This is a genomic window from Sphingopyxis sp., from assembly GCF_035565275.1.
GTDB lineage: Bacteria > Pseudomonadota > Alphaproteobacteria > Sphingomonadales > Sphingomonadaceae > Sphingopyxis.
In genome coordinates this window covers 1-18,715 of the sequence record NZ_DATMST010000085.1, presented here as the reverse complement: position 1 = coordinate 18,715, position 18,715 = coordinate 1, and the positions used below count along the sequence as shown (strand labels likewise).

The 18,715-nt window shown below is 62.4% G+C and carries 17 protein-coding genes; 16 read left to right on the top strand and 1 reads right to left on the bottom strand.

What is annotated here, in order from left to right; genetic code table 11:
- Positions 1 to 34 precede the first annotated feature (34 nt).
- Positions 35 to 676, bottom strand: a complete 642-nt coding sequence (locus VN047_RS06490) for a YitT family protein (protein WP_325541241.1) — start codon at positions 674 to 676, stop codon at positions 35 to 37.
- Between the two features lie 375 nt (positions 677 to 1,051).
- Here VN047_RS06490 and VN047_RS06485 point away from each other — a divergent pair, with 375 nt between their 5' ends.
- The 16 genes from VN047_RS06485 to VN047_RS06410 all read left to right on the top strand — a co-directional run.
- The gene (locus tag VN047_RS06485; RefSeq protein WP_325541239.1) at positions 1,052 to 2,299 is read left to right on the top strand and encodes a sarcosine oxidase subunit beta family protein; all 1,248 of its coding nucleotides are present in this window, start codon (positions 1,052 to 1,054) and stop codon (positions 2,297 to 2,299) included.
- Between the two features lie 9 nt (positions 2,300 to 2,308).
- Positions 2,309 to 2,596: a sarcosine oxidase subunit delta gene (locus VN047_RS06480; protein ID WP_325541237.1), complete on the top strand. Its 288-nt coding sequence runs from the start codon at positions 2,309 to 2,311 to the stop codon at positions 2,594 to 2,596.
- Entirely contained in the window at positions 2,593 to 5,517 is a 2,925-nt protein-coding gene (locus VN047_RS06475; protein ID WP_325541235.1) for a sarcosine oxidase subunit alpha family protein, read from the top strand. The genes VN047_RS06480 and VN047_RS06475 overlap by 4 nt, the downstream gene beginning before the upstream one ends.
- Positions 5,510 to 6,097 carry a sarcosine oxidase subunit gamma gene (locus VN047_RS06470; RefSeq protein WP_325541233.1) on the top strand — a complete coding sequence of 196 codons (588 nt, stop codon included), beginning with the start codon at positions 5,510 to 5,512 and terminating at the stop codon, positions 6,095 to 6,097. The genes VN047_RS06475 and VN047_RS06470 overlap by 8 nt, the downstream gene beginning before the upstream one ends.
- Positions 6,094 to 6,942 carry a formyltetrahydrofolate deformylase gene (gene purU / locus VN047_RS06465; protein WP_325541231.1) on the top strand — a complete coding sequence of 283 codons (849 nt, stop codon included), beginning with the start codon at positions 6,094 to 6,096 and terminating at the stop codon, positions 6,940 to 6,942. The genes VN047_RS06470 and purU overlap by 4 nt, the downstream gene beginning before the upstream one ends.
- Before the next feature lie 217 nt (positions 6,943 to 7,159).
- Positions 7,160 to 7,828, top strand: coding sequence for a TetR/AcrR family transcriptional regulator (locus VN047_RS06460; RefSeq protein WP_325541229.1), 669 nt, complete (start codon positions 7,160 to 7,162; stop codon positions 7,826 to 7,828).
- Positions 7,829 to 8,146: 318 nt separating this feature from the next.
- Positions 8,147 to 8,854 carry a type 1 glutamine amidotransferase domain-containing protein gene (locus VN047_RS06455; protein WP_325541227.1) on the top strand — a complete coding sequence of 236 codons (708 nt, stop codon included), beginning with the start codon at positions 8,147 to 8,149 and terminating at the stop codon, positions 8,852 to 8,854.
- Between the two features lie 127 nt (positions 8,855 to 8,981).
- Positions 8,982 to 11,663 carry a LuxR C-terminal-related transcriptional regulator gene (locus tag VN047_RS06450; RefSeq protein WP_325541225.1) on the top strand — a complete coding sequence of 894 codons (2,682 nt, stop codon included), beginning with the start codon at positions 8,982 to 8,984 and terminating at the stop codon, positions 11,661 to 11,663.
- A gap of 265 nt (positions 11,664 to 11,928) precedes the next feature.
- Positions 11,929 to 14,061: a TonB-dependent receptor gene (locus tag VN047_RS06445; protein ID WP_325541223.1), complete on the top strand. Its 2,133-nt coding sequence runs from the start codon at positions 11,929 to 11,931 to the stop codon at positions 14,059 to 14,061.
- Between the two features lie 79 nt (positions 14,062 to 14,140).
- A complete protein-coding gene (locus tag VN047_RS06440; RefSeq protein WP_325541222.1) occupies positions 14,141 to 14,608 on the top strand; it encodes an SRPBCC family protein in 468 nt (155 codons plus the stop codon).
- Between the two features lie 112 nt (positions 14,609 to 14,720).
- Positions 14,721 to 15,947: an FAD-binding oxidoreductase gene (locus VN047_RS06435; RefSeq protein ID WP_325541220.1), complete on the top strand. Its 1,227-nt coding sequence runs from the start codon at positions 14,721 to 14,723 to the stop codon at positions 15,945 to 15,947.
- A gap of 2 nt (positions 15,948 to 15,949) precedes the next feature.
- Positions 15,950 to 16,393, top strand: a complete 444-nt coding sequence (locus VN047_RS06430) for an SRPBCC family protein (protein ID WP_325541218.1) — start codon at positions 15,950 to 15,952, stop codon at positions 16,391 to 16,393.
- A 135-nt stretch (positions 16,394 to 16,528) separates the two neighbouring features.
- Positions 16,529 to 17,572, top strand: a complete 1,044-nt coding sequence (locus VN047_RS06425; RefSeq protein WP_325541216.1) for a Rieske 2Fe-2S domain-containing protein — start codon at positions 16,529 to 16,531, stop codon at positions 17,570 to 17,572.
- A gap of 19 nt (positions 17,573 to 17,591) precedes the next feature.
- Positions 17,592 to 17,993: a YybH family protein gene (locus VN047_RS06420; protein ID WP_325541214.1), complete on the top strand. Its 402-nt coding sequence runs from the start codon at positions 17,592 to 17,594 to the stop codon at positions 17,991 to 17,993.
- 4 nt (positions 17,994 to 17,997) lie between these two features.
- Positions 17,998 to 18,444 (top strand): SRPBCC family protein, encoded by a 447-nt coding sequence (locus VN047_RS06415; protein WP_325541212.1) that lies wholly within the window; start codon positions 17,998 to 18,000, stop codon positions 18,442 to 18,444.
- Between the two features lie 75 nt (positions 18,445 to 18,519).
- Positions 18,520 to 18,715: FAD-dependent oxidoreductase (locus VN047_RS06410; RefSeq protein ID WP_325541210.1), on the top strand; the 196-nt coding region annotated here is incomplete at its 3' end.

Genomic DNA, 18,715 nt, shown 5'->3' with positions numbered 1-18,715 from the left:
CCGCAGACGACTTCACGCGATCGACCGAGCCGGCCTAGCCTGTGGTTAGTCGCGGTGGCCGTTGCCAGAGGATCAGGATAGCGCTTCCAGTGAGGGTCGCGAGCGCCGACCAGAGCAGATCGGACGGCGCGATGATCGCGCACGACGCCGTGAAAATAACGGTATCTATGCCTAGCTGAATTTTTCCCGGGTTCACGCCGTGACGGCGCTCGATCCACAGAAATAATGCTCCGAACCCGCCTACGCCAGCGCCATGCCTCGCCAGCGAAAGAGTTCCCATCCCGAGCATCGCGCCTGCCGCGAGAGCTGCAATCGGCTTGCTGAGCACGTCGATGTGGAACGCCAATGGGGTGAGGCCGGACAGGATGGACAGGCACAGGCTCGCCGTGACGGTTTTGATCAGGAAGCCCCGGCCCATCGCGCGGCCCGCAAGCAGGAAGAATGGCACACTGAGGATCATCAGCAAGATCCCGGCCTCGACCGGAACGAAATAGGAGACCAGCAACGCGATCCCCGAAAGCCCCCCTGTAATAAGGCGAGCGGAAGAAAGCAGGGCGAGGCCGGCGACTATCAACAGCGAGCCGACGAAGATCGCGTAGGCATCTTCGAGCGTGGCGCGCGTCGACCAGGCGCGGTCGAGCGACGGCGGTTCGGCGTTTCGTATGTGCTCCATCATCGGATGTCGTTACGCCCCTGGCTTTGCCGCTAATGCCGGATTGCGACGCGGACATGCCATTTTGTCCGGCTTCGGGTCGAGCCCGAGCGGGTGGTGAGCACTCTCGGTGATCCGCGAGTCGAAGCCTCCTCGGCCCCCGGTGGCCTATCGATGATATGAACAAATTAAGCAACACTGCATTGTTTTGCGGGAAGGGTTGCCGCTCTGCCCTGGAAATCCTTCATATCTTCAAGAAAATATAAGAAAATTGTTCGCATCCTGAGGCGCGAGCGCCGGACTATCGCCGGAAAAAATATAGGAAGAAATGTGCCGCATTTCTCTTGCGGTATCACATTCAGTTGTGCATTAAACTCATATAGAAGGAAGGGAGAGCCTGTGACGAGACGGTATTCCGCACTGTCGCTGATACGCGAGGGTTTGAACGGCCAGCGAGGCTGGGAGCCCGCGTGGAGGGAAGCCACGCCCAAGGCGGGATATGACGCGGTCATCATCGGCGGCGGCGGACACGGCCTTGCCACGGCCTATTATCTCGCGAAGAATCACGGCATGACCAATATCGCCGTGATCGAGCGGGGATGGATCGGCGGCGGAAACACCGGCCGCAACACCACAGTGATCCGGTCGAATTACTTCTTTCCGGAAACGGCGCAATTTTTCGATTTCGCGCTGAAGCTCTACGAGGGCCTGTCGCGCGAACTGAACTACAACATCATGTTCTCGCAGCGCGGGATCTGGATTCTCGGCCACGACCGGCACGGCATGGAGATGCTCAATCGGTCGGCCAATGCGATGCTCCTCAATGGCGTCGATGCGGAACTCCATGACGCCACCTCGGTGCGAAAGAATATTCCGGGGCTGAACGACAATCCGCGTTTTCCGATCCACGGGGCGCTTAACCAGCCCCGCGCCGGCACGGCGCGTCACGATGCCGTCGCTTGGGGATATGCCCGCGCCGCCTCGCGCCTCGGGGTCGATATCATCCAGAATTGTGAGGTGACCGGCTTTCTCATCGCGAACGGCAAGGTGCGCGGGATCGAAACGACACTCGGCACGATTGGCGCCGGTAACGTCGGGATGGCGGTGGCCGGGCACTCGACGGCGCTCGCAGCGAAGGCGGGCGTCCGGTTACCGATCAGTTCGTACGGTTTGCAGGCCTTCGTGTCCGAACCCGTCAAGCCCTGCCTCGACACCGTTTTGCTCTCGCCGGCGACCGGGACCTATCTCAGCCAATCGGACAAGGGTGAACTCGTGATCGGCGCGGGGCTGGACATATTCCTGTCCTATGCGCAGCGAGGCAGCCTGCCGTGGATGGAACGCGCGGCCGCCGGGGTGGTCGAGCTCTTCCCGGGTTTCTCCCGCATGCGCTTTCTGCGGCAATGGGCAGGTCTTGTCGACGTCACCCATGATTCGACGCCGATCCTCGGGAGAACCGCGGTCGACGGCCTCTATGTCAACGGCGGCTGGGGGACGGGCGGCTTCAAGGCGATCCCGGCAGGTGGCTGGTGTCTGGCCCACCTCATGGCGACCGGACAGTCGCATCCTCTCGCGGCAGGCTTCGGCCTCGAACGTTTCCGGACCGGCGCCCTGATCGACGAAGCGTCGGCCGCCGGCATCGCGCACTAAGGACCCGACATGCTGCTGATCAACTGTCCCTACTGCGGACCCCGCGCCGAGCTCGAATTCCGCTGCGGCGGCGAGAGTCATATCCAGCGGCCTGGCCCCCATGGCGATGTCGATGATGAATCTTGGGCGGATTATCTCTTCTATCGGCAGAATCCGAAGGGCGAGCACCGCGAGAGATGGGTCCACGCCGCGGGCTGTCGGCGCTGGTTCAATGTGGCGCGTGATACCGTCACGCACCGGATCAATGCGGTCTACATGATGGGTGAAAGCATGCCCGTGACGGGAGACGTCCAGTGACCGGATGGCGAAACAATGCGGGGACGACGATCGATCGTGCTCGCCGGGTGAATTTTACCTGGGCGGGTCGTTCCTATGAGGGTTTCGAGGGTGACACGCTCGCCTCGGCCCTCCTCGCCAACGGTGTTTCGATCGTCGGGCGCAGTTTCAAATATCATCGACCTCGCGGCCTGATCGCCGCAGGCCTCGAGGAGCCGAACGGCATCGTCCAGCTCGAAGCCGGTGCAGCAACGATACCGAACATGAAGGCGACGCAGGTCGAACTATATGAAGGGCTGGTGGCCAGTCCCGTCAATAGCTGGCCGAGCGCGACATTCGATATCCTGGCAGTGAATTCGCTGGTGAAGCGCTTCATTCCCGCCGCCTTCTATTACAAGACATTCCTGTGGCCGAACTGGCACCTGTTCGAGCGGTGGATCCGCAAGGCTGCGGGCCTTGGCGTCGCGCCGCAACATCCCGACCCCGACCCGTACGAGCATCGCTTCGAGCACATGGACACGCTTGTGGTGGGATCAGGCGCGGCGGGCCTTGCCGCTGCGGAGGCCGCCGCGGCGAACGGAGCGCAGGTGTTGCTGGTCGAGGCCGACGCGGTCCTTGGCGGAGGGTTGCTGGCATCGACCGAGCCGGTCGAAGACCGATCGCCGGCCGAGTGGCGCGACGCCGCGCTCTCGCGGCTTCGGGCGCTTCCCAATGTGAAGATTCTCGCGCGCACGATGGCGTTCGGCTTCTACGACCATGGCCTCGTCGCCCTTTGCGAACGCCTGAGCGATCATCTGCCGCTGCTGCAGCGCAGCGGGCCGCGCCAGCGACTCTGGAAGGTCCGTTGCCGCCGGGCGATCCTGGCGATCGGGGCTTTCGAGCGACCGATTGCCTTTTCCGGGAATGATATTCCCGGCGTCATGCTGGCATCTGCCGCCCAGACTTACGCGCTTCGCTATGGCGTCGTCCCGGGAAAGCGGATCGTCGTCGCCGCGAACAATGACAGCGGGTATGAAGCCGCCTTCGCACTCCAGGACGCCGGGGCGGCGATCGTCGCCATCGTCGACACGCGGCCCGAAACGCCCATGGCCGCCAAGGCTGCTTCTCGCTCGATCCGCGTCATCCTCACGTCTGCGCCGGTCGCGGCGCGCGGCGGGCGCCGGGTGAAATCGCTCTCCATCGGCGATCCGGCCGGCGGGTCGGCGCGCGAGACCTTGCGATGCGACACGATCCTCACCGCCGGCGGCTGGAATCCGGCGGTCCACCTGCATTCCCAGTCGGGCGGCTCGCTCGCGTTCGACGAGGCGCTGCAGGCGTTCCTTCCCTCCCAGTCCGTCCAGGAGGCTCCATGCGTGGGGGCGGCAGCCGGCGTGTTCGACATGGAGGCCGCAATTTCCGGCGCGCGCGCCGTTGCGCGCGGCGACAAGCTAACCCGTTCCGTCCCCGTCGGGGTTGGTCCGACACGCCATTTTGCCGACGGCGACGTCGCTGCGCAGAGGGCGTGGCTCGATTTCCAGAACGACGTCACCGTGGCAGATGTCCAGCTGGCCTCGCGCGAGAGTTTCCGCTCGGTAGAACATCTCAAGCGCTACACGACGCTGGGCATGGCCTCGGACCAGGGCAAGACCTCCAATGTCGCGGGTATCGACGTCCTCTCGCACCTGTTGGGGAAGCCGCCGCAAGCAATCGGCACGACCAAATTCCGGCCCCCGTTCGATCCCGTAACGATCGGCGGCTTTGCCGGCCGGGCTGTCGGACAGGATCTCATGCCGTTCGCGCGCCTGGCAGCGCATGACGAACAGATGGCCGCCGGCGCACAAATGGAGCAATATGGAGGCTGGCTGCGCGCCGCCTGGTACAGGAAAGGCGATGAAGCCGAGGAAGCCGCGGTTCGCCGCGAGGTGCTCGCGGTCCGCAATTCGGTCGGTCTGTTCGACGCTTCGCCGCTCGGCAAGATCGAGGTCAAGGGCCCTGACGCCGCCGAATTCCTGCAGAGGATGTATGTCAATGGCGTGCGCAACCTGAAGGTTGGCCGGTGCCGCTATGGTCTCATGCTGAACGAGCATGGCGTGGTTTATGACGATGGCGTGTTCGCGCGGATCGGAGAGAACCATTTCCTCGTCGGCACCACCAGTGGCCATGCCACCGCCATCACCGATATCTTCAACGAGTGGCTGCAGTGCGAATGGCGCGATCTGAACGTTCTGGTCGAGAATGTCACCACCGGCTGGGCGGTGATGAATGTGGCCGGGCCGAAGGCGCGCGACGTCCTCAAAGCCGTTGGGACCGATATCGATCTGTCGTCCGCGGCCTTCCCGCATATGACCTATCGCGAAGGGCGCGTCGCCGGCGTGGAGGCGCGGGTCGAGCGCGTCAGCTTCTCGGGCGAACTTTCCTACGAGGTGGCCGTGCCGTGGAGCTACGGCGCTTCCCTATGGAATTGCTTCATGCGCGCCGGGCGCAAGTTCGGCATCGCACCGTTCGGCATCGAGGCGCTGATGGTGATGCGTGTCGAGAAAGGATTCCTGCACATCGGCTCCGATACCGACGGGACGACCTACCCCCAGGATGTGGGTTTCGGCCCGGCGATCGCGAAGAAGCCGGATGACTTCGTGGGCCGCCGGTCGACGACCCGTCCCGACGGGCTGCGCAGCGATCGCCGCCAGCTGGTTGGACTTGAAGTCATCGATGGGGGCGGGGTGATCCCGATCGGCGCCCACCTGCTTCCGCGGGGATCGACCGAGCCGCGCGGCACCGAGGGTTGGGTGACGTCGAGCGTGATGTCCCCGACCTTGCAGAAACCGCTGGCCATGGCGCTGGTGGCCGCAGGCTCCGCCCGGATGGGTGAGGATGTCCGCACCTGGCATCTTGGACAGACGCGCCGGGCCCGGATCGTGGATCCGCGCGCTTATGACCCGGAAGGAGCACGGCTCGATGTTTGATCATGATGGTTCGGCGCCGCTGGTTCGCCGTGGACCCTCTGGGCTGGCCGGCTTCAACGAGGCAGGCGCCGCGCTCACGCTGGAGGATGGGCTCGGGGTAGGGAAGGTGCAGTTCCTGAGGGGAGCCACCGCCGCATATTTTTCCGATCTGTTTGGCCAACCCGTCCCGGTCGACCGCCAGTCGCTCTCATTGGATACGGTGGAGGTTTCCTGGCTCGCACCTGACGAATGGCTTCTGACAGGCGACGAGGCCGAGGTGCTCGCGATGATCGGGCGCGCGGCCATGTTCGGTGATTCCTGTCTGGCGACGAACCTGTCGCACGCGCGTAAGGCTTTTCGGCTTTCGGGTGCCGGAGCGCGCGACAGGCTCGCCGCGGTCACGCCGCTCGACGTCACCGATGCTGCGATGACGGTGGGCGACGTCGCGCGGGCGCCGCTGAGCGACACGGGAATGTTCATAACACGCTTGCCCGATAGCGAAGGGCAACCGGTTTTCAGGATCGTCGTCGATCAAACCATGGCCGCCTATGCCGTCAGAATGTTGCGCGGGCCCGCCTTGACTCCAGGAGCTTACTCTTGACTACAGAATATGTGCTGCGCTTTCGCGCGCCAGACCGCCCCGGTATCATGGCCGCCCTCGCCACGCTGCTTGCGGCCAATGGATGCGACGTGCGAGGTGCAGAGGTCTACGGCGACGACGATACCTGCGGCTTCTTCTGCCGCATGGTGTTGACCGGCTCTTCGCCACGCGGGGAACTCGCGGCGATCATCGAGCCGGCCGCGCGCGATCTCTCACTGGACTGGGAGTTGCGCGATCTTGGGACGAGGCTGAAGGTCCTGATTGCCGTTTCCAAGTTCGGACATTGCCTCGTCGACCTCATTCACAAGCGTGAGATCGGGCAGCTGCCAATCGACATCGTCGGTGTCGTCTCCAATCACGAAGCCATGCGCAAGACCGTCGAGTGGCATGGGCTGCCCTATCACCATCTGCCGATGGATCAGGGGAAGCCTGCGCAAGAAGAGGCGTTTCTGTCCATCATCGAGCAAAGCGGCGCCGAACTGACCGTCCTCGCGCGCTACATGCAGATTCTTTCGGATGACTTTTCCGCGAAGCTCTCCGGGCGTTGCATCAATATTCACCATAGTTTCCTGCCGAGCTTCAAGGGCGCGAAGCCCTATCACCAAGCCCATGCCCGCGGCGTGAAGCTGATCGGCGCGACGGCGCACTTCGTGACGCCCGAACTCGATGAAGGGCCGATCATCGAGCAGGATGTGCGCCGCGTATCCCATTCGGTGACGGCCGATGAAATGGTCGCCATCGGCCGCGAGATCGAAGCGTCGGTGCTGAGCCGCGCCGTCCGCTGGCAAGCCGAGCACCGCATTTTCCAGAACGGCAACAAGACCGTTGTCCTATCGTCGATCTAGGGCGTTGCTGACGGCGAAACCGGTGGCCCATTTTGACAATAGGACAGGTCTGCATGTTTTGATGCGCTGGCGGAACTATGTGATCTCGCCGTTTCGCCTTTGTCGAAAACGTGGGGTGCGCGACGGGAAAGTGCTTCGCGGTGGGTGGGACGGCAATATGAGTTGCCGGCCAAGCCGGAGATTCCCGTGCCTCCGCCCTTTGTAACTGGGCGCATATATGGCATGGGCGTCCCTGACGCCTTGTAAGGCCCAGCTGGAAGCATGGATCATGGTTGGCCGCACGCCGAAGAATACAGTTCAGGACTGGATTGAAGCAGCCAAGCGAATGCTGGTTGAAGAGGGCATTTCCGGGCTCAAGGTCGACCGCCTCGCCAATCGCCTCGGCGTGACGCGCGGGGGCTTTTACCACCACTTCAAGGATCGCGACGAGTTCTTCGATCAGGTCATCCAATATTGGGAAGAGACCTGCCGGTTCTTGCCGGACGATGCGCCGCCGTCGAAACCCGCGGACGCCGCCGATTGGCTCGACCGTACGGTGGCTCGGCTCATCGATGCCGACGGGTACGACTATCAGTTCGATCTCGCGGTGCGCGAATGGGCGCGGGGCGACAAGCGCGCGGGCTGGGCCGTGGAACGAACCGATCGCGAACGGCTGGAGCGCCTCCGTGCTTTCTTCGAGGCGCTCGGCTACGACCGCCCGCACGCAGCAATCCGGGCGCGTGTCTTCTACTATCACCAGATCGGTTACTACGCCATCGGGGTGCTGCAGAGCATCGCCGAGCGCCGCAAGAACGCCCATCTCTACATCGACATCATCTGCGGCGAGGAAAAGCTCGCGGCGGCCCGGGCGAGCGCCGGGAAGAGCCGGAAAGCCCGCGCAGCCTGACTTCGCGGATCACGCGCCCGGTGTCCAGCATAGATCAAGGGCTGTCGTCGTTCTGGCTGGCATGGACGGATAGGCCGCATGCCGAGTTCAGGTCCGCAGCCAATGTTTGCAGTTGTCGGGAAGCGCTTGGATACGGACGTTATCACGCTATGTCGGAATCGCCAGAAGCTGTCTTTCTTGTGATGATCAAGCATTCAGCCTCCAAGGCAAAATGACGTGCGCAACCGGAGGATGATCATATCCCCCCTTTGGTTGAGCTGCGGGCCTTTGGCCGATGGTCCAGGGTGACGCTGGTTCATTGATTAGGGGATATTTGCCATGTCTAATTCGGTTTTGTTCGTCCTGACGTCGCATTCGGATCTGGGCGACACGGGGCAAAAGACCGGCACATGGCTCGAAGAGCTCGCCGCCGCCTATTTTGTGCTGGTCGATGCTGGCTATGACGTCGAACTGGCGTCGGTGCAGGGGGGGGAGGCCCCACTCGATCCTGCCAGTCTCGACGATCCGTGGTTGACCGACGCCGGGCGGCGCTTTCAGGCGGATGCCAAAGCGAGCGCCGCATTGGCCGCGACCGCACGCCTCGCTGATGTCTCGCCCGACAGCTTTGCCGCGATCTATTTCGTCGGCGGCGCGGGCGCTGCCTGGGATTTTCCGGTCGATGCCGATGTGCGCCGGCTGGCGGAGGGCATCGACCGCGCGGGCGGTATCGTGTCGGCAGTATGTCACGGGGTTCTCGGCCTGACGTCGGCGCAGGCCCGTGATGGCCAGCCCCTGGTCGCAGGCCGTGAAGTGACGGCGGTCAGCAACAAGGAAGAGGAACTGACCACCTTCGACAAGGTCGTACCCGTTCTGCCCGAAAGCCGGCTCGTCGAACTGGGCGGCCTTTATGGCTGCGCGTCGGAACCTTTCGGCGCCCATGTCGCGGTCGACGGCAATCTGGTGACGGGACAAAATCCCGCTTCGGCACCTCTCGTTGCGCGGGCTGTGGCGGAGCGGCTCGGTGCGCGGGCCGAGGCGGCCGCCTGATGCTTGGCGCCTTGCACAAGGCATGACATAGTTCTGGCGGGTGAGTGCGAAGGCGCGGATGCGGCAGAAGGGGACGGACTTGACCAAACCGACGGCTATTCCCGCTCCGGCGCGACGGATTGGCACAGTGCCTGAGCTTGGCATTTCTTCAGCGCTCTTCCGGCCGCCGCGGCTCAAAACCTCGGCGGTCGAGGTGGAGCGGATTCGCGAACTCCTCAACGATCATGTCGACTCGGTCAATCTGCTTCTCGGTCCCCCGGGCTGCGGTAAATCGACGGCGTTACTTCAACATTATCGACGGCTGGAAGCGCGCGGGAAGAATGTCGTGTGGGTCACCCTTACCGCCGAGGACAATGACCGCGATGCCTTGGCGGACAAGCTCGCGGTAGCGTTCGAAGGTATTGTCGCGACGACGGGTTGGCCTTTTCCGGCGGCGCGCGCTCCTTCGGAGCGGACCAGCCTGCCCGATAACACCCATATTTTCATCGACGGATTTGAACGGATCCACAGCCCCGCGGCGCGGACCCTCGTCGAGACCTTCGTTCTCGGTCTGCCCGAAGACGGCGGCTGTTATATCACTGCCCATGCCGTTCGCAGCGGCATGTTGCACGATGCGAGGCTGCGCGGGGTCGTGCATTGCGTCACCCACGACAATTTCCGCTTTACCGACGAGGCCGCGGGTGAGCTGCTGGGCAGCGAATGGCCTCGTGCGCAGGTGAACCAGATCAATCGCATGGTCGACGGCTGGGCGGCAGGCCTGCGTTTTCTGGCGCAGGATGGCGCGGCCACCCGACGGTTGCTGGAAAAGGGGACGCAGGGACCGATCCCTGTGGCAATGGCGCATTACTTTGACGATGTCGTCTGTACCGGTATCCCCGAAGCGACGCTGGCGGCGTTGATGGACGCGAGCGTGCTGAACCGGTTCAACCCGGAAGCCTTCGCCAGCATTCCGGATCAGGCCTGCTCGTGGCAAGTGATCGAGGATCAACTGCGCGCCGGGCAGTTCCTGCAATATCTTGACGACGCCCGCCAATGGGTCGTGTTTCACCCGACGTTCGGACAGCATCTGCGCCAGCGGCTGCGCTGCGCCGATGCTCGCCGGTTCGACACATTGCAGCGCTTCGCCGCGTTGTGGTTTCGCGACAATGGCTTCCCGATGGAAGCGATGCGCCACGCGAGCCGTCTGACCGACGGGGAGCTCGCCACACGGATCATCGAGGACGCGGGCGGGTTGCTGGCCGAACTGGGCCGCGGACCTTTCATGGAATCCGAACAGCCGGCCGTCTTCAAGCAGGCGTGCGAACTGCCGATGGTATTTCTCAGCCAGGTTTATCTGCAGGTGCGGACAGGGCATGTGCACGAAGCCCGCCAGGCGTTCGAACTGTTTCGCGACCGGACCGCGGGCTTCACATTGCTCGACAGCAGCACCGATACCGAATTGGTGCGCGGCTTTGCCCGGATCATAGAGATCGTCGTGGACATCACGGAGGATCGACCGGTCGATGCGATCCGTATCGCCGCGCTCGAACAGTTGATGGCCGATCATCTGGGGTCCGACCCGGTGATCGGCGCCAGCATCGCTTCGCTCCTGTCGATGGCCTATATCGAATTGTCGCGCTTCGCGGAGGCGTCGACGATTTGCGACATCGGTATTAATGCGCTTCGCCAGATCGGCCCGACCAAGGTTGCGATCTTCCTGCGTATCCAGCAGGCGAATATCGCGCTTGCGCAGGAGACAGTCGGAAAGGCGGTGCTGTGTATCGAAGATGGGCTGCGGCTGGCGCGTCTGGAAGGAGATTTCGGCCTCTATGAAGTTGTGGCGACGCAGATCTTGCGTGCCGAACTTCATTACGAAGCCAATGAACTGGAGGCGGCGCAGGTCCTGATCGAGGCGACGATGTCGCAGATCAATCATGTGGGAAGCTGGATGGCGCTGTGCGCGACTGGCCATTCGGTCGCGGCCGCTGTCGCCGGAATTCGGCAAAGTTACGATGCTGCGAATGAATATCTCGTCGCGGCCGAGGGGATAGCGCGCCGCCGCGACCTGCCGCGTCTCGCGCAGTCGATGGCGATCGCGCGCATGCGTGAACTCGTGCGCGCGCAGATGTGGAAAGAAGCGGCGCTATGGTTCGACGATCCGGTCTTTGCAGACTTGATCGGTCGCGACTGTCACGATCTGCCCGAACTGCGGCTTCAGGCACAGGCGCTGATGGAAGCCGCGCGGTTCGCGCTGGAAATGGGGCGGCCGGGCGAGGCGCTGGGCTGGCTCGAGCGTGTGAACAAGGATTATCTGGACGACAGCGACGTGCGTCACCGCTTCACTTTCCGGTTGCTCGCGATGCGCGCGGTGTTCGGGCTGCGGCGCTATAATGCTGCAGTCGAGCATATGCTGGTCGCGATCGGTCTTGCGATGCAGTCAGGATTGATGCGGCGCGCGATCACCAACCGGCTGGCATTGATCGAAGTGTTCGACTGGTCGGTCCGCAACGGCCGCCATGTCCCCAAGTCTATCGCGGCTTTCGTCAACGAGGTGCTGCGCAGCGCGAGCGAACTCGACGAAGGCGACGAACTCTTGCGGCGGCGCCCGCGGCGCGGGCCCACGGTGGTCACGCCCAATTTTGCGCTCAGCCCGCGCGAGACCGAAATCATTGCATTGATCGCCGAAGGCTATCTAACCAAGGAGATCGCGGTGCGGCTCCAGATATCCGAAGGCACGGTCAAGAGTCATCGCAAGAAAATTCACGAAAAACTGGGAGTCATCAGCAAATCGCAAGCCATTTCACGAGCGCGCGAGCTGCTGATAATCTGACGGAATTGGCAGCGTTCCGCCGAAAAATTCCAGAATAGGCGACATGTCGCCCCGCCCGTCGGGCGGAGGCCTTGTCGCGTGTTTTCTCAAAGCAGCAGCGCCGCAACATCCCCCTTTTGGAGGGCTAGGGGAGAGATAGCGGGCGTGATTGAAGGGTCACCAAATCGCATCTCCCGAAAGGGGGAGCACCCGGGACACAGGGCATGACGCAGATCATGTCCGGGCCGAAAGCGCGGAGGAACACGCGCATTAAAAGGAGGGATCAATGAAGAAGTTTCTGATGATGTCGTCGGCACTGGCTTTGATGGCTGGCGTCTCTGGTCCGGCGCTTGCGCAGGAGGCTCCCGTCGCCGCGGCGGACAACGACGCCGAAGCAATCGGCGACATCGTCGTGACCGCACGCCGGCAGAGCGAAAGCATCCGCGATATCCCCGATGCCATTCAGGCCTTTGGCAGTGACACGCTGGAACAGGCCGGAGTCACGTCGGTCAATGATCTGTCCAGCCTCGTCTCCGGCTTTCATGTCGTCGAGGCGCAGCAACCCGGCGTTTCAATGGTCAATATTCGCGGGATCGGCCAGAGCCGTTTCAGCGAACCGCCGATTGCCGTCGTGATCGACGGAGTGCAGCAGGTTTCGCCGAATCAGCTGACGCAGGATCTGTTCGATATCGAGCAGATCGAGTTTCTGAAGGGCCCGCAAGGCGCGCTCTATGGACGCAATGCGTTGGGAGGGGCGATCAATATCGTCACCCGCAAGCCGCGCGACTATTTCGAAGGCAGTGTTCAGGCGAGCTACGCCGAAGGCAAGGATTACAAGGTCGGCGGCTTCATTTCGACCCCGATCGGCGACGTCGCGGGGCTGCGCATTGCGGCAAGCTATCGCAACCGCGATGGGCAAATCTACAACACGACGCTCGACGAAAATGTCGATTTTGATGAAACATACACCGTGCGCGGTTCGCTGTTGTTGAAGCCGAACGACCAGGTCGAGATCGACTTTTCGGGCAGCTATCTGGACCAGAAAGGCGGCGCGGCCTATTATGCTTTGGGCCCGGCCAATGCCCCGCGCGAGCCGGTTACCGCCAATATTCTGGGTGTCGGTACGCGCAAGCTCGGCGATGCGTCGGTCAAATTCAAACTGGATACGGGCGATGTGACCCTTCAGTCGGTTACCGCCTATTCTTCGGTACAATCCTATATTTCGGAGGATCTGGAGTGGTTGCCGGCCGATCTGCTTTCGGCAACGCAGTCCGTCAGGGTGAATGCCATGACGCAAGAACTGCGCCTGTCCTCCAATAACCCGGCGGCTCGTCTGCGCTGGGTCGCCGGGGTCTATTATCTTCATCTCGACCAGAAGATCGATACCAGTCTGTTCCTGCGTCCCGATCTCACAGGACTCCCCGCTCCGGTGCGGGCCGATCGCCTTTCCACAAAAGACGACAACAATGCCTATGCCGCCTTTGGCCAGCTCGTCTATGCTCTAACCGATCGGTTCGAAGTCACCGCGGCGCTGCGCTACGATATCGATGATCGGCGTCAGACCGACTATACGCCGCTCTATGCCGTGGTACCGGGCTTGCCCCGGGTCTATGATGCTACCTTCCGGTCGTTGCAGCCCAAAGTGTCGCTGGCTTACAAGCTGGAAGGTAGCAATCTCCTCTATGCGACCGCGGCAAAGGGGTTCCGCAGCGGCGGGTTCAATAATAATTCGGTGGTCACGCGCCAGTTCGGGAAAGAAGAATTGTGGAACTATGAGTTCGGTTTCAAAACCGCGCTTGCCGACCGCAAACTCTTTGTGAACGGCGCTGCCTTTTACACGCCGATTACCGATCGTCAGGTTTATGGCCTCGACCTGCGCGTCGGTGCCGCGCAGTTCATCGCCAATCCCATTCCCAAATCGCACATCGTGGGCGCCGAGCTGGAGGTGACGGCGGTGCCCGTGCAGGGCCTCAACATCAGCTTTGGCGGCACGGTGCTGCGCACCAAGATCGATGAATATGACACAAGCGTGTTCGCCGGGACCTCGACCAACGGCGATTATAACGGCAACCGGCTCAATCAGGTACCGGAATGGAGCATCAACGCCGCTGTCCAGTACACGGCCGAACTCGGCGGCGGCAGCAAGCTGATCCCGCGCTTCGATATCAGCGGATCCGGCGGGCATTATTACTGGGAGATCGATAATGCCGATCGACGCGATACGGTATGGCTTGCCAACGCCCGCCTGACTTACCGCACCGATCGGTTCGAGGTGGCGGTGTTCGCTAACAACCTGTTCGATGTCGCATATGACATGGAATATGTCTCGCCCGCATCCAGCGGGCATATTGCCGGCCTGGGTTTGGGCGCGCGCAATCCGCCGCGGCAGATCGGCGTCAATACGCGGATCAATTTCTAGATATCGCCCGGCCCGGTTGGGGGCAGCTTCGTTGCCCTCAAAGCTGGCACAGGCAATATTTCAGGAAGGAAAGAATGCGATGGCAAAAGCAACTCTGACGAGAAAATTTGCCGCGCCCGCCGATGCGGTCTGGCAATATGTTCGCTGGCATGGCGTTGCAAAACTGGATCAATATTCCGGCGACTTTTTTGAAAGGATCGAGTTCGACGGCGATATCGAACAGGTCGGCATCACCAAAACCATCTATCCCTATGGGGGGCATCCGATCCTCGAACGGCTTGAGGAATTAAATGTCGAGGAACGCAGCTACCGCTACCGGTTGCTCGATGTCGGCGATCTGCCGGTCACCGATTATTGCGGCTATGTGCGTGTTACCCCCGCCGGCCCCGATGCCTGTCACCTGAAGATCGAGTGCGAATTCACCCCCGTCGGTGTGGCGGCCGCTGCGTGGGATCAGACATGGACCGAAATGGAAACATGTCTGATGGACGAGATTGCGCGGCTCGTTGAGAATATGGCTCCAGATGTCCAAAACGCCGCCGTCTGATCATGGCGCAGCCGGCCCGCAGTCTCTATCTGCCGCGCTGTGGACGCATCGAACGCCGGCATTTGAGCGAGGCCTGCCTCTCCGGGGGCGAGCTATCGCCGATGTCGCCATCGTGGGTGCAGGTTATTCGGGGCTGTCGTCCGCGTTGCACCTTGCCACGCTGGGGTATGAGGTCGCCGTCATAGAGTCCGGCCGACCGGGCGGCGGAGCCTCCGGGCGCAATGCCGCCGGCTGGATTCCTGCCTATCTCGATCGCACCCCCGATGATGTCGAGGCGCTTCTGGGGGAAACGGCGGGGCGGGCGCTCAATATGATGATAGCCGAGGGCGCCCGGTTGGTTCCCGCGCTGATCGAGGCGCATGGCATAGCTGCCGATATGAAGCGGTCGGGGATATTGGTTGCCTCGGGTGCGCCGAAGGAGGCCGCGGCGTTGCGTGCGTTGGCGGCGTCATGGAACGCGCGCGGCGGCCATGTCGATTTCGTCGATCATGCAGAGGCACGCCGCATTTCGGGTAGCTGCCGTTTCAACCAAGGGCTGCTCTACCGCGACGCCGGAACGCTCAACCCCTTCGCTTATGCGACGGGGCTGGCGGAGGCTGCATGTGTTGCCGGCGTCACCATTTATTGCGGTCAACCAGCGATCGGCATCGATCGCGACGGCGAGCGCTGGCGGGTGCGAGCGCCCCGGGGCGAACTGATCGCGTCCCATGTGCTGATCGCGACCGAAGGCTATGCGGCGAACGCCACGCTGTGGCCTGCACTGGAGCGTTGCTGCTATCATGTGCCGATGGCAATGATTGCGTCGGAACCGGCGCCTGAAGTCGCGGCGCGGATGATGCCGGCTGGCATCCCGGTCAGCGATACCAATAAAAGCAACCCGTTCTGGTCGATGGCCGATGCCGACGGCCGGATCGTCGCGTCGCTGCTGCCGCCACGTCGCTATAGCGTGAGCGCGGCCGAGGTCGCGCGGCCCTATGAGGCCAAACTCCGGCGCCTGTACGGCGATGTCCCGGCGCTGCGCTGGTCGCATTTCTGGATCGGCACCGTTGCCATATCGGCCGAGCGTATCCCCCGCCTGCTGTCGCTGGCGCCTGGCGTTCACGCGATCGGGGGCTTTTCGGGGCAGGGCATTGGCGCGGCGACGGCTGCAGGGCGCGAATACGCCAGGCTGATCGATGGCGGCGGCGATCCCGCGGCATGCCGTCTGCCCATTCTCGAGCCGCGCGCGCTGCCGATGCGCCGCGCAATACCCTTTCTCGTCCGCCATGTGGCGGCACCGCTGGCGCGCTCGATCGATCGCTCATACCGCCGCCCGCCGTCCCCCTCGCTGGAGAATTGATCATGCCCATTGCCACCGTTGCTGAACGTATCGAGGCTCCCGCCGATGCAGTGTGGAATCATATCAGCTGGCATGGCGTCGAACGTCTCGCCGGCGGCTTGTTCAAGCGCATCGAATTTTTTGGAGACGTGCCGGAGGTCGGGATCACCAAGCGCCTGTACCTCGCCCAAGGCCTTCCGGTGCTTGAACGGCTCGAGGCGGTGAATGAGACTGACCGGACCTATCGTTACCGCGTGATTGATTGCGGCTCGATGCCGATCACCGATTATTCAGGCTATGTCCGGGTGACGCCTTGCGGACCCGACGCCTGTTTCCTCAAGATCGAATGCGAATTCACGCCCGTCCTCGTCTCCGAAGAGGAGTGGGCGGAAACATGGCGCGCAATGGAAGCGTCGTTAATCGAGCAGGTCCGCGGCCTCGTTGCAGCACCGCGCTTCGGGGAATGAATGGGGAAAGGGGGGAGGCGGCGTCCCCCCTTTGGTTGGCTACGCACGCTCGTCGCGAGCCATATGATCGCGCTCATCCCGCACCGCGCCAAAGGAGCGCGATGATTTCGACACCATAAGGTCAGGAGAGTCAGTATGAACGCGCCCACCGCCAATCCGCAGGACAAACTCTATATCCGCGAACCCATTCCCGTGGCGGAGCGCAAGCGCGTCACCGGGATGCACGTTCCGCGAGAGGGCGAGGACGGGCTGTTCAGCCAGACCTGGTTCCCGATCGCGCTGTCCGAGGAAGTTCCGGTCGGGACCATCATCGGCCGCGATTTCCTCGACGGCCGCGTGGTCATCTATCGCGGCGTCGACGGCATTGCGCGAATCCAGAGTGCTTATTGCCCGCATATCGGGGCCGACCTTGCGGTGGGGACGGTCATAGAAAATCGCGTCCAGTGCGCGTTCCACAAATGGGAATATGATACAAACGGCATGTGTGTGAAAACCGGCGCGGGCTTTCCGCCCCCCGCGAACGCCTGCCTCTACACCTTTCCGGTAACCGAGCGTTTCGGCATCATCTACGTCTTCAACGGTCACGAGCCGCTGTGGCAGCTTCCCGATTTTGAATATGCCGACGATGAACTCGTCTCCAGCGCCTTTGTGTCCGAACTATATAACTGCGATCCATGGATTTTCGCATCGAACACCCCCGATACCCAGCATGTCGCGGTTGTCCACGGTTTTCGTTTCAAGGCCGACGATCCGTCGAAGACCTGCGCCTGGGAGGATTGGGGCTTTCGCATGAAGATCGACGCCTGGCATCAGGATGACGAGGACCTGTCGTGGGAAGCCGGCATCTACGGCACCAGCATCTTCCTTCAGCAGGGAATGACCGACGGCTGGTGGCTCGGCATCGCGGCAGGCTTTTCGATGCCGCGCCCGGGGACGCACGTCGTGTACATCTCGGCACTCGTCCGCAATGTCGAGATGGAAGGCGGCAAGACGATTCAGGAGCGGCTCGACTATGGCAAAATGCTCCTCGCCCGCACCGCAGCGGAAGACAAGCCGATCCTCGACAGTATCCACCACCGCGTGGGTTTCCTGACCAAGGCCGATACTGCGCTCGGCAAATATTTCCGCTTCCTGCAAACTTATCCGCGGGCGCACCCCTCGGCCGATTTCATTCGCTGATTTTTCTGGAGTTACCAGCATGTCCAATACTGCCCCCGACGCGATCAAGGCGGTCATCAAGGAACGTAGCGACCTGTTCGAGCGCAATTTTGCCGCCGGCGACGCCGCCGGACTGGTGCGCGATTATTATGTCTCCGACGATCTGGAACCCGTCGTCTCGGCTGGCGATGGTCCCGCGCTCGTCGGTCACGCCGCGATCACCGCGCTGTTCGAAGGCTTTACCGGTGCGTTTGAAAAGGCGCGTCAGGTCCCGCGCTTCATCCGCGCCGATGGCGATCTCGCCTATGAGGTTTCGAATTCTTATCTGACGCCGAAAGGCGGCGGTGAGGAAGTCGAATATCGCTATGTCGCAACCTGGCGGCGGTGTGACGACACGTGGCGCGTCGATTCCGACTTCTTCGCCCCCGGCCCGCTGGTTTGACGCCGTGGCCAATTTTGAAGTCGCCGCGCGGTTCGATGCCCCTGCGGATCTCGTCTGGTCTTTTGTGAGCTGGGAGGGGATGCCCCGGCTGACGGAAGGCGGGTTTTTCACCAGCGCGGATTTTCCGGCGGGCCCCGAGGTGCGCCCCGGGGCGCTGCGCCGCGTGACTACGCCCGATGGGTCGGCCTTTATCGAGCAACTGGTCGAGCAGAGCAGTGGAGCGGTGCACATATGCCGTTATACGTTGGTCGATACCGGGCCATTCCCTCTGACCGACTATAGCGGGGTCGTGGTGGTGACGCCGGCAGGCGAGGGCTGTTGTCTCAAATTTGGGCACAACGCGACCTTGGTCGATATCTCGGAAGATGGGTGGCGAGCGTCCTGGCTTGCGATCGAACATCAGGTGTTCGATTTCATCCGCGGCAAAATTGCCGAGAACGCCAACTCCTGAATTAGGCGCATTGTCCGCGCGGTGGCTGGCGAGACTCGCCTCTGCCGGACTGCGCGAAGGGCGGAATAGGGATCAATGCAATTCGACGTGGTGATTGTGGGCGCGGGGCATGGCGGCGCGCAGGTGGCGATGATGCTGCGCACGCAGAAATTTGCCGGCAGCATCGCGATCATCGGCGACGAACCCGAGCTTCCCTATGAGCGCCCGCCGCTGTCGAAGGAATATTTCGCAGGCGAGAAGGAATTCGAACGCATCCAGCTGCGTCCCGCGA